13 protein-coding genes and 1 tRNA gene are annotated in these 12848 nt (G+C 43.0%); 5 read left to right on the forward strand and 9 right to left on the reverse strand.

What is annotated here, in order from left to right:
* Positions 1 to 13 precede the first annotated feature (13 nt).
* Positions 14 to 1177, forward strand: a complete 1164-nt coding sequence (locus Q3A68_RS06115; RefSeq protein WP_302900174.1) for a putative sensor domain DACNV-containing protein — start codon at positions 14 to 16, stop codon at positions 1175 to 1177.
* On the opposite strand, the gene Q3A68_RS06120 is transcribed toward Q3A68_RS06115, so the two are convergent.
* Complete coding sequence (locus Q3A68_RS06120) at positions 1174 to 1974, reverse strand: DUF4350 domain-containing protein (RefSeq protein ID WP_302900175.1); 801 nt, start codon at positions 1972 to 1974, stop codon at positions 1174 to 1176. The genes Q3A68_RS06115 and Q3A68_RS06120 overlap by 4 nt on opposite strands.
* Positions 1975 to 2043: 69 nt before the next feature.
* On the opposite strand from Q3A68_RS06120, the gene Q3A68_RS06125 reads away from it, so the two are divergent.
* On the forward strand, positions 2044 to 2955 hold the full coding sequence (locus Q3A68_RS06125; RefSeq protein WP_302900176.1) for a hypothetical protein: 912 nt from the start codon (positions 2044 to 2046) through the stop codon (positions 2953 to 2955).
* A gap of 1 nt (position 2956) precedes the next feature.
* On the opposite strand, the gene Q3A68_RS06130 is transcribed toward Q3A68_RS06125, so the two are convergent.
* On the reverse strand, positions 2957 to 3388 hold the full coding sequence (locus Q3A68_RS06130; protein WP_302900177.1) for a response regulator: 432 nt from the start codon (positions 3386 to 3388) through the stop codon (positions 2957 to 2959).
* A gap of 212 nt (positions 3389 to 3600) precedes the next feature.
* On the opposite strand from Q3A68_RS06130, the gene Q3A68_RS06135 reads away from it, so the two are divergent.
* Positions 3601 to 4263, forward strand: coding sequence for a hypothetical protein (locus tag Q3A68_RS06135; protein WP_302900178.1), 663 nt, complete (start codon positions 3601 to 3603; stop codon positions 4261 to 4263).
* 26 nt (positions 4264 to 4289) lie between these two features.
* Here Q3A68_RS06135 and Q3A68_RS06140 read toward each other — a convergent pair whose 3' ends face one another.
* Positions 4290 to 4433, reverse strand: a complete 144-nt coding sequence (locus tag Q3A68_RS06140; RefSeq protein WP_302900179.1) for a glycine zipper domain-containing protein — start codon at positions 4431 to 4433, stop codon at positions 4290 to 4292.
* A 32-nt stretch (positions 4434 to 4465) separates the two neighbouring features.
* Positions 4466 to 5365 carry an AraC family transcriptional regulator gene (locus Q3A68_RS06145; protein WP_302900180.1) on the reverse strand — a complete coding sequence of 300 codons (900 nt, stop codon included), beginning with the start codon at positions 5363 to 5365 and terminating at the stop codon, positions 4466 to 4468.
* Positions 5366 to 5489: 124 nt separating this feature from the next.
* On the opposite strand from Q3A68_RS06145, the gene Q3A68_RS06150 reads away from it, so the two are divergent.
* On the forward strand, positions 5490 to 6308 hold the full coding sequence (locus tag Q3A68_RS06150) for a phytanoyl-CoA dioxygenase family protein (protein ID WP_302900181.1): 819 nt from the start codon (positions 5490 to 5492) through the stop codon (positions 6306 to 6308).
* A gap of 41 nt (positions 6309 to 6349) precedes the next feature.
* Here the strand turns inward: Q3A68_RS06150 and Q3A68_RS06155 are convergent, their stop codons facing one another.
* Genes Q3A68_RS06155 through Q3A68_RS06175 form a run of 5 tightly spaced genes read right to left on the reverse strand, consistent with a single transcriptional unit; the run spans position 6350 to position 12430 of the window.
* Positions 6350 to 7339, reverse strand: a complete 990-nt coding sequence (locus tag Q3A68_RS06155) for an L-histidine N(alpha)-methyltransferase (RefSeq protein WP_302900182.1) — start codon at positions 7337 to 7339, stop codon at positions 6350 to 6352.
* Positions 7340 to 7362: 23 nt separating this feature from the next.
* Complete coding sequence (egtB, locus tag Q3A68_RS06160; protein WP_368045655.1) at positions 7363 to 8517, reverse strand: ergothioneine biosynthesis protein EgtB; 1155 nt, start codon at positions 8515 to 8517, stop codon at positions 7363 to 7365.
* The gene (locus tag Q3A68_RS06165) at positions 8514 to 10088 is read right to left on the reverse strand and encodes an ABC transporter permease/substrate-binding protein (RefSeq protein ID WP_302900183.1); all 1575 of its coding nucleotides are present in this window, start codon (positions 10086 to 10088) and stop codon (positions 8514 to 8516) included. The genes egtB and Q3A68_RS06165 overlap by 4 nt, the downstream gene beginning before the upstream one ends.
* Complete coding sequence (locus tag Q3A68_RS06170; RefSeq protein ID WP_302900184.1) at positions 10081 to 11037, reverse strand: ABC transporter ATP-binding protein; 957 nt, start codon at positions 11035 to 11037, stop codon at positions 10081 to 10083. Before Q3A68_RS06170 ends, Q3A68_RS06165 begins: the two co-directional genes overlap by 8 nt.
* A 7-nt stretch (positions 11038 to 11044) precedes the next feature.
* A complete protein-coding gene (locus Q3A68_RS06175) occupies positions 11045 to 12430 on the reverse strand; it encodes a mercuric reductase (RefSeq protein ID WP_302900185.1) in 1386 nt (461 codons plus the stop codon).
* A gap of 293 nt (positions 12431 to 12723) precedes the next feature.
* Here Q3A68_RS06175 and Q3A68_RS06180 point away from each other — a divergent pair.
* Positions 12724 to 12795: transfer RNA gene (locus Q3A68_RS06180), tRNA-Glu, on the forward strand.
* Positions 12796 to 12848: the final 53 nt, after the last annotated feature.

A 12848-nucleotide genomic window follows, 5' to 3' on the forward strand; every position in this document is an offset into this window, starting at 1 on the left:
TTCTCAATCTTCTATGAACACAGGAATCAGGTCAATGATAAGCGAAACATCGTACAAAGCGGCACGTTTGGTATCAGGAGCGATCGAATCGCATTTCGCGATGCAAATTGCCGAGGCCGGCAAAGGTGGCGAAGACGGGATAGCCTGTCAGCCTGACAAACGTACTATAGAAGCAATTATTGATACTGCATTCTGGACCAGCCTGAGAAAAGAAGAAGGACGTTCGCCTAAAATATCACTGGCGTTCCTCCCCCCAGACCAATCGTCTCAGCCTTTAGTTTTTGAACAGCGCATTGCCCTCTCCACTGAGGCTTTGATCAAACTGGCGCCTGCGGTTGAACGCTCGGGCATCCACTTAGGTGTTTGGCTGCAAGAAGATGAATTATATATCTGGGGCACTACGCACGATATTCCGGGGTTTTGTTTTGTACTGGAAGTAGTTGAACCGGGTTTACTTGTAATCAAGCACCGCCGTGTTGATGGCTTCGGAAAATTTGTAAACGTAGCTGTTTTGAAAGGCGACGACGTGAAAGTAGTAGATGAGCAAAGCATTAACGTACCTGATTGTCCTGCACTGCTATCATCATTGCTTGGCTTTTCGTCACAATTATCATGGAATAATCCTGTAAATGTGCATGTACAGTTGGCCGTATCTATGCGGGCACATGGTCATGGGGGTTTATTGCTGATCGTACCCTCCGACAGCGATAAATGGCGGGAATCTATTATTCACCCGATATCCTATGCTGTTTCGCCCTCGTTTAATGGTCTAGCCAGACTCATGGTGCAAAATGTACGCGACCGTAATCTGACCTTATGGAAGGAAAAGCTTTCTAAGGAAATTGACTGCGTTGCCGGACTCACAGCAGTGGATGGTGCAACAATCATCAACGATCGCCACGAACTTCTGGCATTTGGAGCCAAGATCACCCGTCCGCATGGCGGGGAAACGGTAAAGGAAATAATGGTAACTGAACCAATCATTGATAGTCAAGCACAACTAATAGCACCCGGGCAAGATGGCGGCACACGGCATTTTGCAGCTGCACAATTTGTACACGACCAGCGCGATGCTTTTGCATTAGTAGCTTCACAGGATGGCAGATTTACTATATTCTCCTGGTCGCCTTGCGATAATATCGTTCATGCGCACAGGGTGGACACATTGCTGCTCTAATATTTGTCAGGTATTTGCTGTATAAGCCACTGTGCCAAATCGTTAGCGGCCTTGTCATTATCAAAACCCTTAGGCAGCCGGCCATTGGTATACTCATTATACACCCAGGGATCGCCAACAGCTAGTACTGTGCCCCGCCCATACCTGCAAACAGCGATAATAACGGCCTCGCCATCTCTCAATATTGGTTCAGCAGGGAAGCTGAGTGTAAGTGAGCAAATATCCTTCATGAATATCTTTTTAGCGGTTACCAGCATAGGATTACCTTCGTCTACAATAAGGGCACCATCTTTAAAATGCTGGTCATCTTTTACATGATTGCGCAGGTCGTCATTAAAATGAATACCAAAACGCTCGGCAAGTGTATTGAAATGTTTTAGTTCCACATTGGCGCTGTCATTGGCCATTAGCAGTAATACTCCGCCCTGTTTTACCCAGTTGCGTATCACCTCCACATTTTCGGGCCTGATATATTTAGGGTTGGGGCTTTCTTTTTTGGTGTCAGGGTCTACAATAATATAAACATCAGCCGAGCCCAAAACGTCAGGGTCCGGAGCGCGGTAAAGCATAGTTACTCCGCTGGCTCCGGCATTTTTGAAGGCTTCTTTAAAAATGGAAAAACCATCGTTATCCACCTCGTTCCATTTGTAATGGTAGGATATGCTAACACCCCGGTCATCCTTTTTATGCTCATCATTAAAGTAGGAATCGAGCAATACTTGTTTACGCTGCGCGTTAGCCAGGTTGGTAAGTATGGTTAGTAAGGCAAGTAAGATCAACTGAAATAACTTCTTCATGGCTCAGGTGCTGGATTACAAAGCAATTTATTCAAAGATTATTGATTTTTAACTATTTTGAGCTGATTTATGACACGGTTACGGTTTCTTGTTATCCTGCTTATTCCTTTATTGTGTTTTTCCTGCAAAAAGTTCAGGCGCCCGGGGTTACCATTTGGCGATTTTAAAGGCACGCATTTTACAGAAGTACAACGTATTTACACTAATGGATTAAAGTTTGATAAACAAGGTTATCAGTTAGAACCCTCGTGGAGGCTGTTTTTCGTATCCGACGATTCGGTGAACGTTTACAGCCCGAAAACGAAAAGGTATTATGGCTTTCATGTTTATTTCGATCACGACTCTACCTTTAATATGGTTGACGCCTGGTTTAAACTGAGGAAATTGGCCCCCGATAGTATGATATTACAAGCGCTACGGGTTGAAAATAAAATCATTAAAGATCACGACGAAGGCTCAAAAGTACTTCTTACATTTTACTCCGATCGATACATTAAATCCCACGACTCAAGGAAGATTATGGCAATGGGATTACCTTGCAAGAAAGACTCTGCATTTGTCAAATTGCGCTCTAAACAGGTAAACACTCAACCCGACAGCACTTTTTCGGCGCGGGAACCCGTCGTCCTTAAAAGCAAAACTCCATTAGTAAAAGTAGAGAAGGTGAAAAATGAATCCACACCTATTAATGAAGCCGATGCTGCTGATGACTACCTTGCGCCTGAATACAATATTACCATTCATAAGACCTATGAGGGGTTTAACTACATTATGTATGTTTATGTAGATGAGAGGGGGAAAATGACCTTCCGCAATTCAGTGGTCCCGCTTATGCCTGAATTTAAAGCCAGTTATGAGCAGGTAATGCGCGGCATTGTAGACGGGTATCTGATGCATTACCTGGATATAACCCCTGGTAAGACCTTGGGTATTTCTCATAGCACTTGTATTCTCTTAAATGTTGCGGGTAAATTAGAGTAATTCAATTAGTAGCCTCCAACATAGGGAACCGGCGCGCATTACCTTGCTTTTTGTTGATCAGATCAATGATCATTTCCTTTGTAACCGGCTTCAGCATAAAGGCTTTTACAAACCAATATTTCCGGGCACGTTCCACATCTGCTGCGAATTTGCTTGCCGATAGTATGTATATCTCAAGTGGTTTCGGAAAAGTAGGGTATAACCATTTAATCTTGTCAAGGAAGTCCCAAACATTCATACCGGGATTATATAGATCCAGCACGATCATATCCGGCATGTTTTTAGCATTCAAACTACGGCTTGATAGCAGGCTTAAAACGCCAATACTACTATCGGTGCACCTTACTTCGCATGAAGTGCCGTAGCGCGATAATACTTTTCTCAAAATAAATTGGTCTAAGGGGCAGGTTTCGATGTAAGTCAGCTTGCTCATAATGGTATGGGTTAATGAATAACCAAAATTATATCCCCATTCCGGCATTGATGTTAGTGTTATTACGGTATTGCTTGCGTAGTTTTACGGATTTGACGAAGGCTTTTTCACCTCTCTTTTGAATGAAAGGCCCGGCACTGCGATGCCTTCCACTAATTTAGCGGAAAGAGTAAAGTCATTTTTGATAACTTTGCGGCCTTATATTATTCGTCATGCCGTTAAAAAAAATCGTTCTGTATTTTGCTCTGCTAACCTCATTACTTTATTCATGCAGCCATAAAAAAGTATTGGAAGGATCAATCACTTATAATCTGCAGTATCAGCTGCCGGATAGTTTGAAAAGATACCTGATCTATCTTCCCAAAACGGCCAAAGTTTATTTCAAAGGCGATTCGGCAGTAAGCGTACAGCAAATGAATGATGAATCGACTACGATCATCACCCACAAGCCTACCAACTTCATGCGGGTTTTATTGGCTTCGCGCGATAAAAAAATTGTTATCGACTACAGCAAGGCAGACCAACAAGAAGAATCGCCCGCAAAGCTGGGTTATAGTTATGTGGCCAGTGTGGATACCCAAACAATCGCCCACTATAAAGCGTTAAAATATGTGTTGACTAACAAAGTGACAGGTGAGACGGATGAGGCATGGTTTACTAAAGAAGTACATCTTATTCCAAATTCCCTAACCATGACTCTTGATACCGCTAAAGGCTTCCCGCTGTCGTTTACCTCCAGCACCAATGGCTTATTAACCAAGACCACTGTAAAAGAGATCAAATTTGAGCCGGTACCGGCAGGCATCTTCGCTACCCCTGCAGGATATGAAAAATTGACACCAAAACAACTACGGGAAATGCCTGTGGAGAACTAACAGAAACACTACAGAACCTTAGCAAATCAGCGTCTTTGCGATAGGATAGACATAGCCATTCCTACCGCAACACCAATGGCTACACCTATAGCCACATTTTTCATTGCGACGCCGATACCGGCACCGATAGCAACACCCAAGGGTAAAAGGTATAATGAACGTCTTCTCATTGAGTAAAAAGATAAAGGATTAATTAAACACTTCAGGCTGTAAACCGGTCCACACTTTCCTCTTCAAATTCGCGCATAAAATTTTTGCGGTAGTTAAGCGGGCTTTGGTGCATCTTATGCTTAAACATTTTATAAAAATGCGACACATCACCAAATCCGCTGTCGAATGATATTTGTGATATTGGCTTATCTGTTTGCACCAACTGTTGTGTAGCGTAGTTCAGCCGGTATTCGATCACGGTTTCCATAAAGGTTTTCCGCGTGATCTTTTTAAAATATTTGCAGAATGCATTCGGCGTCATGTGGGCAATGCAGGAAGCCTGGTCGAGCGAAATATCGCCCCTGAAGTTTTCTACCAGGTAGGCAAACACCGGATTGATGCGCTCCTGTTCCGCACGCGATTGCTCCGCTATACTCCGGTGTTGATCCAACAACTTATACTCGGTTGAAAATGCCAGTCGTTGTAATATCTCAAGCAGTTGGATCAACATTTTGAAATTATTCTTTTCATGTGACAAGTGTGTCAAACCACGATTTATAACAGTACGGGTAGTACCATTAAAGCAAACACCGCTGGCGCTTGCCTGGAGGAGCTTTTTAATCCCTAGCAGTTCATCTTTATTCAAAAAATCATCGCCTAAGAAATTGCCACTAAACTGGATGACAATTGCCCGTGCTTCTTCGTGGCTCGTGCCGTCAGCTTCCAATTTCCAGCAGTGTGGCAAACTGGCACCAAGCAGAACAAGGTCACCGCTTGAAAAATTTTCCATGTGGCTGCCTACATACCGTTTGCCATGGCCATGCACAATATAGGTGAGTTCGTATTCTTCGTGAAAATGGTAAGGGGCATCAAACCCTGTTTTTCCGAAAGTCCGGATCAGGAACGAATGCCCGCTAGAAGGCTGAAGCACTTCGTAAGAAGCTTTGATCATAGGTTATTTTGGGTTAATAATTGAGAGAATGCAATATAATGATAATATATGCCATATATCCACCATTGCTGTCATTTTTTTTTGTTTGATGCAGGATTAAATTTGATTATAAACCTCCATTTCCATGAGCACTATCTCCCAATTACCTAAACTGGATGATCTTCAGCCTGTAAGTCAGGACAATATCACAGAGTTTCAACAAAAAGGGCATACATTGATTTGTGGAGTATTGTCTGCCGATGAAATGGCTGTATATCGTCCCATCATAGTAAGCGCCGCTGAAAAATATAATACGGAAAAGCGCAAAATGACCGACAGGGACACCTATGGTAAAGCTTTTTTACAGATTATGAACCTGTGGCGGTGCGATGAAGAAGTAAAGAAATTTGTTTTGTCGAAACGGCTGGCCAAAATTGCTGCCGATCTGATGGGCGTTGAGAATGTCCGTATTTATCATGATCAGGCGCTGTTTAAAGAGGCGGGGGGCGGCCCAACTCCCTGGCACCAGGACCAGTATTACTGGCCTATCGATACCAACAATACGATTACGCTTTGGATGCCGTTGGTAGACATTGATGTAGATATGGGTATGCTCACCTTTGCCTCAGGTTCCTTTAAAAATGGCGCTGTATTCGACTTTGAGATTTCAGACGAGTCAGAATCAGCATTCGACGATTACGTGCAAAATCAAAAATTTCCCATTACCCGAGCCCAGGTGATGAAGGCGGGTGATGCAACTTTTCATCGTGGATTTACCATTCACAATGCACCAGGCAACCAGTCAGACAAGATGCGAGAAGTGATGACGATTATTTATGTAGCAGACGGCGCACGGGTATCGGAGCCCAAGCATAGCTGGCAGCGTAATGATCACCAAAAATGGCTAATGGGCAAACCAGTAGGGGAGCTGGTTGATTCGGAATTGAATCCCAAGGTTTTATAACAATCGCACAGACGCGATGCATCACCTCTCCGCAGCATGTATCACTCCGCCAGCCAAATCGCATCCAGAAACCAGTTTTTGCTGTCGAAAAATAGCTTTACGGGCCTAAAATCAGCTTTTTCAGCAATCTGACCGGTTTGCAATACGGTAAACTTTTGTGATATTTCCATAAAGATATATTCGTCTTTATGGAAATGGATATGTCTGTTTCCTATCGTTACGATCTGGTCTTGCTGGCTTACCAGGTAGCTTTTACAGGCTCCGGTTTCCGGGTCGTAAGTTGGGTAGTGCTCAAATTTGGTCAGATCAAAATCTCCACCCAGTTCGCGATTGATTCTTGCTAATAAATTCAAATTGAACCTTTTAGTGATGCCCCCTTTATCATTGTAAGCCGCTAAGACAGTAGCAGGGTTCTTTTTCAGATCAAAGCCAATTAAGGCCATATCCCCCTCATTTAAGTGATTACGCAATTCTTTACAGAAACCAATTGCATCGGGTACCGGCATATTGCCGATGTTAGAGCCTAAAAACAATATTACCTTCCTTCTATCGGATGCAACAGCAGCCTGTTTAAGCATATCAAAATACTCACCATTAAGGCCGTGTATTTTTATGCCTGGCAATGTAACCGGCAGAGTAACATTCAGATAGGAAATCACATTATCAGAAATATCGATCGGCATATAGGTAAAATCCTGTTTTTGTTCCAAAAGATACTTAAGCAGGTAAGACGATTTCATTGCATCGCCAGCACCTAATTCGATCAGGTCAAAAGGGCTATCATCGGCTACGATGGCTTTACATATCTCGGCAGTTTTAGTCGAAAATATTTCCAGCTCGCAATTGGTTGGATAGTACTCCTGACAATTCATCAGGTCCTGGAAAAGCTTATCGCCGTTCGCATCATAAAAATATTTTGAGCTCAAGCGCTTGGGGTTCGACCTTAATCCATTGACAACGTCGTCAAAAAACTGGTCTTTTTTAAGATTTACAGCGTCATTTAAACTTGATTGCAGCATATAAATAGCCATGTTTTCAGGTTTTTGTATTATTTTTATTTAGCAAGACGTATGCCAGTAAATTGCCATTGTAAATTTGTCTGAAAGAAATTGCGATATGTGACGCGGCCGTGACCGGGAGAAGTCACTTCAGAAGCACCGCGCAAAACCTGCTGGTTCACCATGAATTTCCCGTTGTATTCACCTATTGCGCCCGGTGCTTTCACAAAACCAGGATAAGGCAGATAAGCGCTTTCTGTCCACTCCCATCGATAGCCCCAGTCGAACTTATTGGCAGCCGCCTCCCACTCAAATTCAGTAGGCAACCGCAAACTTTTCCACGCAGCATAGGCATAAGCCTCAAAATAACTGACATGAGTCAGGGTATCCTTTGGGTTCAGCAACTGCAGGCCATTATACGTATAATTATACCAGGCACCGTTGATCTGGTGCCAGTACAGCGGCGCTAACACGTGATTTTTATTTACCCAATCCCACCCTTCGGCATGCCAGTTCCTGAAGTTCTGATAACCCCCATCGTTAATAAATTCCAGGTATTCCTGGTTGGTAACCAGCACCGGGCTTATCTCATAAGCATTCAAATAGACTTTATGCCGGCCCAATTCATTATCAAAGCAAAACCCATCACCCCGGTGCCCGATCTCATAAATGCCCTCCTCAATTTTTATGAATGATGTGTTTGCTGGTTCGGCAGGTTTGGGTGATATATAGTCTTTAGAATATGCCGGGAACAAAGGGTTATGTCCCAAAATGTATTTGATATCGGCGTATAAAAGCTCCTGGTGCTGTTCCTCATGATTGAGGCCGAGTATCATCAATTCCTTTACATCATCGGATATTTCGCCGCACAGAAATTTGTCCATTGCTTCATCTACGTATTCGCGATACTGATAGATGTCGGCAACAGTGGGTCTGCTTAAATTTCCACGGTCAGTGCGAATTACCCTTGTGCCGACAGTTTCGTAATAGCTATTGAAAACGAAGTTATACTGATCATCAAACTCCTGGTAACCCATAAAATAAGGCTTCAGGATAAAGGTTTCAAAAAACCACGAGGTGTGCCCCAAATGCCATTTAGGCGGACTCACGTCCGCGATGGGTTGCACAACATAATCTTCCGTTTGCAAGGGGGCGCAAATTTGTTCGGTGCGTTTCCGTACCTCTTTATATTTGTCAGAAAGTTTTATCATGGGTTGCTCTCCAAATACCTTTTCAAATCTGAAATTGTTTTAATATTGAGTTGCTTTGCCTGTTTTTCGCGCATCATCAAAGCATATGCATTGTTAAAGCCAATTGGTTTAAGCCATTTAATACCATACTTTTTCCCAAACTCGCTGGCAACATAGTTATAGGTTTTATTGTTATCGGCAATTAAAGAATCTATTGCTTTTGATGGTGGTTGAAGAATAGCCAGCAAGCCTGTTCCGGTATATTCAGGATACAGATCAATCTGGTTATTATTCAAAGCGTCAAAACATATTTTGGTGCCACCAAGCCCAGTTTTGGTGGTTACATCATAATCCGTATAACCTTTTATCAGCATCGTATACATGCTTGCCAATATGTATTGCTCGCCAAAAATTTTTGAGCCGATACGTACGGTTCCGTTACTGCCATTTCGGAGGGGCTTTAAAAGCCTGTGCGATTTTAAAAAATCCTCAGCCACCCTTTCCGGGCTTTGGTGCAAATAATCTGTCCTGTAATTCAGATCAGACATAATAGAATCTGTAATTTTACCTGACAGCAAATTAAGAGCATTTTCAAGCTCGGGCAATCTTTTCAATGCATCCTGCCGAACAATGGGCGCTGCATAATAAGGCGGGAATATTTTTTTATCATCATCCAAAACGATCAGATCATACGCCTTCAACCGCCCGTCTGTTGAGTAACCGCTGATCACATCCAATTGCCTCTCATATGCGGCTTCATACATTACCGCATCGCTAATTACTATAGGATGAACTTTTAATCCGTACTTGCTTTCCAGCCCCAGATTACCGTCCTGCCTGCCCATAAATTCTGGCGTAAAACCAGCTTTCAGCTTACCACCATAAGCTGAAGGAATAAAATAGAACGATGCCAGTATTATCAGTAGTAGTGGCAGTGTAGCAGTGGCGGTCTTTATTTTTCTGAAATTGAAATATTGCAATCGCGACAGCAAAAAGTCGAATAAAATAGCAAGCAAAGCAGCCGGTATAGCCCCGGCAAGTATCATATTGGTATTGTTAAGGGAAATACCGCCAAAGATGAATTCGCCTAAACCGCCCGCGGCAATATAAGAGGCCAGCGTCGCTACTCCGACATTGATTACCGTTGCAGTGCGTATTCCTGCCAATATAACCGGCATAGCTAAGGGTAATTCTACTTTAAACAGAATTTGCCATTTGTTCATTCCCATGGCAAGTGCCGCTTCCTTCACTGCTACATCAACTCCGGTTATTCCTGTATAAGTGTTACGGATGATAGGTAAAAGTGCATAAAGTAGCAAAGCAACAATAGCGGGTTTTATACCGATACCCAACAACGGTATCATAAAGCCTAAGAGTGCGATACTAGGAATAGTCTGTAAAACTCCGGCGGTACCTAATACTATACCCGAAAAATATTTTTTCCGTGTTATCCAGATGCCCAAAGGCAACCCGATCACAACCGCAATGATTAGCGAAATAAAAGTCAGGCCAATATGCTGCAGGGTTTGCATCAACAGCTTGTCGCTTTGCTGCCGCATAAACTCCCATAAAGTTTGCTGATGCTCATTCATGTGCGCGGCCGTTTTGGTATTTATAAAATGCGGTTATCAGCTGCTCAAATCCCACCGACCGTGTTTCATTTTCGTGAGTAATATTCAGATGATCTGCCTGCTGAGATTTAAAATTCTCCAATCCTGACCAAACCGTTATGTCAGCATTTAAACCAGTATCCCCTGTTTTCTTTGCATGCGGCAGCAAACCCCAGATATCTTTGATGCGAACTGCCTTAAACTCCAATTGTAGTCGTTGCTCTTTCAAAAACGATTGAACAAAATGATTGACAGGTTTGAACAGTAAGTCGGCTGGTGTGCCAATCTGTACGATTTTTCCCTTGTCCATCAGACAGATGCGGTCGCCCAATTCAAAAGCTTCCTGCACATCGTGTGTTACCATGATTATGGTTTTTCTTTTCAGTTCATCCAAAGCTTTGAATTCAGCATGGATTTTTGAACGGGTAACATTATCCAACGCTCCAAATGGTTCGTCCATCAACAAAACCGGCGGATCTGCAACTAACGCCCTCGCTAAACCCACACGTTGTTGCTCGCCACCACTCAGTTCATTCGGATAAGCTTTGAGCTGATCTTTTGACAGGTGAAGCTTCTCCATCAATTCGGCAACGCGCTTTTCGATACGCTTGCCGTCCCATTTTAATAATTGAGGCACTATCGCAATATTTTCGCCGACGGTGTAGTGTGGGAATAAACCATTGTTCTGTAATACGTAGCCAATGCCACGTCTTAAAATTTCCGGAGATTGATCGAAAATGTTTTTACCATCTATGAATACATTACCCGAGGTGGGCTCGATCAGCCGGTTGATCATTTTCAGCGTAGTAGTCTTCCCGCAACCGCTGGTGCCCAGCAGGATCAGTTTTTCACGATCGCCTACCTCAAACGAGATGCCATCAACAGCCTTGATGCTGCCAAAATGCTTGCTCAGTTGTTCAACCCTTATCATTGGCTACTTACTCCTCGATTGTGATAAAAAGGTTGTTCAACGATTCGGCATATAGCGGATGTGCGAACACAAAATAACGTATTTGTTCGTAAGTGAGGCCCCCCTCCATTGCCATTTGCAACATGGTCATGATCTCACCACCTTCCTGTCCCAATACCGTTGCACCTAATATTTTTTTTGTTTTCGGGTCAACTACCGCCTTCATAAATCCGCGGGTATCGCCCGTCTCAATTGCCCGCGCTACGTGCGCCATTGGCAATTTCGCAACTTTAACTTTCAGACCCTGTTTCCTTGCTTCAGTTTCATCCAATCCTACCCTACCCAATTGTGGATCCGTAAACATACAGTAGGGAACAAGCCGGTTTTTTATGCTCAGGTTCTCTCCTTTTACCAGGTTACGGTAAATGATGGTAAAATCATTATATGAAATATGGGTAAACGCAGGACCGCCTTTTACGTCACCCAACGCATAAATGCCTTTTACATTTGTTTCGAGCCTGTCATCTACTTTAATAAAACCGTGGTCATCGGTTTCCACACCCGTCTTTTCAAGTGCAAGAATTTCTGTATTAGGTTTTCGGCCAATGGCGATCAGCACATGCGAGCATTTGATCTTGTGTTCTTTGCTCTCCGTTTTGATGGTTGCTGAGATATTCCCTTTGGCCGTTTCTTTGAATTTTACCGCTTCTGAGCCAGTCAATATTTTGATCTTCTCTTCCTCTAAAATATCGGTTAATTCTTTAGAAACATCTTCATCTTCCCGGGAAACAATCCTTGTTGATCTTTCAAGTATGGTGACTTTGCTTCCAAATCGTCTGAACATCTGCCCGAACTCCAGCCCGATATAATTTCCGCCGATAACGAGCAGATGTTCGGGAACTCTTTTCAATTCCAGTATGGAGGTCGATGTCAAATAATCAATGTCTTTCAGTCCTTCAATCTCAGGTATGATAGGCTGACAGCCAGTATTTATGAAGATCAGATCAGCCTTTATTTCTTCCACTTTACCATTGTTCAGCTTTACCGAAATGGTTTTAGGCGCAGTAAATGTCGCCTCTCCAAATATCAGGCTCAACCCTTTTGTGGCTTCGAGTCCTTTCTGGCTTCCATTACGAAACAATAGCACCACATCGTCCTTGCGCTTTTGGATTTGCGTCATGTTTACTTTAAAGCTTTTGATATCAACGCCCAGATCGTCGCTGTTCGAAGCCATGTATGCTGCTTTGGCGGACGCCACCCATGTTTTGGTAGGCGTGCAACCATCATTTACGCAGGTACCTCCCACATATCTGCGTTCTATTAGGGCAGTCTTCTTGCCGGCGAGGGCAAGTTTCTTGGCCAAAGGGCCTCCTGCCTGACCGGATCCTATTACAATTGCGTCGAAGGTTTTCATGTCACCTGGTTATTATCAAGTGGTTAATACAGTTTTACAAATTATTGAATGGCTGAACCTTAGTCGTGGCAGGGAAAAAACCTTACAAGTTTTTATTGATTCAATATAAATGTATAACAATTGACTGTAAGAAATACAATGGATAAGCCTGCAAATTGTTTTTTTGACTTAATTATCACACAGTTATAAATAGCCTAAATATTTTTTTAAAAATTATTTTAAAACTTGTGTTAAAGCTATATCTTTGCCATCCCGAAACGGAAGATTCTAAATTGAGTTTTTTGCTTCGACAAGGCCCGTTCGTCTAGGGGTTAGGACGCAAGATTTTCATTCTTGAAACAGGGGTTCGATTCCCCTACGGGCTACTTAGATTATCAAAATACCCTTGTAAGTGAGATGCTTATGAGGGTTTTTTGTT

Source organism: Mucilaginibacter tolerans (genome assembly GCF_030519375.1).
Taxonomy (GTDB): Bacteria; Bacteroidota; Bacteroidia; order Sphingobacteriales; family Sphingobacteriaceae; genus Mucilaginibacter.

What these genes read in the sequence shown, in the direction of transcription:
- Q3A68_RS06150 (WP_302900181.1), top strand. Translation starts at nt 5,490, where the DNA reads ATGAGCACTATCTCCCAATTACCTAAACTGGATGATCTTCAGCCTGTA.
- egtB (WP_368045655.1), bottom strand. Translation starts at nt 8,517, where the DNA reads ATGATAAAACTTTCTGACAAATATAAAGAGGTACGGAAACGCACCGAA.
- Q3A68_RS06155 (WP_302900182.1), bottom strand. Translation starts at nt 7,339, where the DNA reads ATGGCTATTTATATGCTGCAATCAAGTTTAAATGACGCTGTAAATCTT.
- Q3A68_RS06140 (WP_302900179.1), bottom strand. Translation starts at nt 4,433, where the DNA reads ATGAGAAGACGTTCATTATACCTTTTACCCTTGGGTGTTGCTATCGGT.
- Q3A68_RS06125 (WP_302900176.1), top strand. Translation starts at nt 2,044, where the DNA reads ATGACACGGTTACGGTTTCTTGTTATCCTGCTTATTCCTTTATTGTGT.
- Q3A68_RS06120 (WP_302900175.1), bottom strand. Translation starts at nt 1,974, where the DNA reads ATGAAGAAGTTATTTCAGTTGATCTTACTTGCCTTACTAACCATACTT.
- Q3A68_RS06115 (WP_302900174.1), top strand. Translation starts at nt 14, where the DNA reads ATGAACACAGGAATCAGGTCAATGATAAGCGAAACATCGTACAAAGCG.
- Q3A68_RS06165 (WP_302900183.1), bottom strand. Translation starts at nt 10,088, where the DNA reads ATGAATGAGCATCAGCAAACTTTATGGGAGTTTATGCGGCAGCAAAGC.
- Q3A68_RS06135 (WP_302900178.1), top strand. Translation starts at nt 3,601, where the DNA reads ATGCCGTTAAAAAAAATCGTTCTGTATTTTGCTCTGCTAACCTCATTA.
- Q3A68_RS06130 (WP_302900177.1), bottom strand. Translation starts at nt 3,388, where the DNA reads ATGAGCAAGCTGACTTACATCGAAACCTGCCCCTTAGACCAATTTATT.
- Q3A68_RS06145 (WP_302900180.1), bottom strand. Translation starts at nt 5,365, where the DNA reads ATGATCAAAGCTTCTTACGAAGTGCTTCAGCCTTCTAGCGGGCATTCG.
- Q3A68_RS06175 (WP_302900185.1), bottom strand. Translation starts at nt 12,430, where the DNA reads ATGAAAACCTTCGACGCAATTGTAATAGGATCCGGTCAGGCAGGAGGC.
- Q3A68_RS06170 (WP_302900184.1), bottom strand. Translation starts at nt 11,037, where the DNA reads ATGATAAGGGTTGAACAACTGAGCAAGCATTTTGGCAGCATCAAGGCT.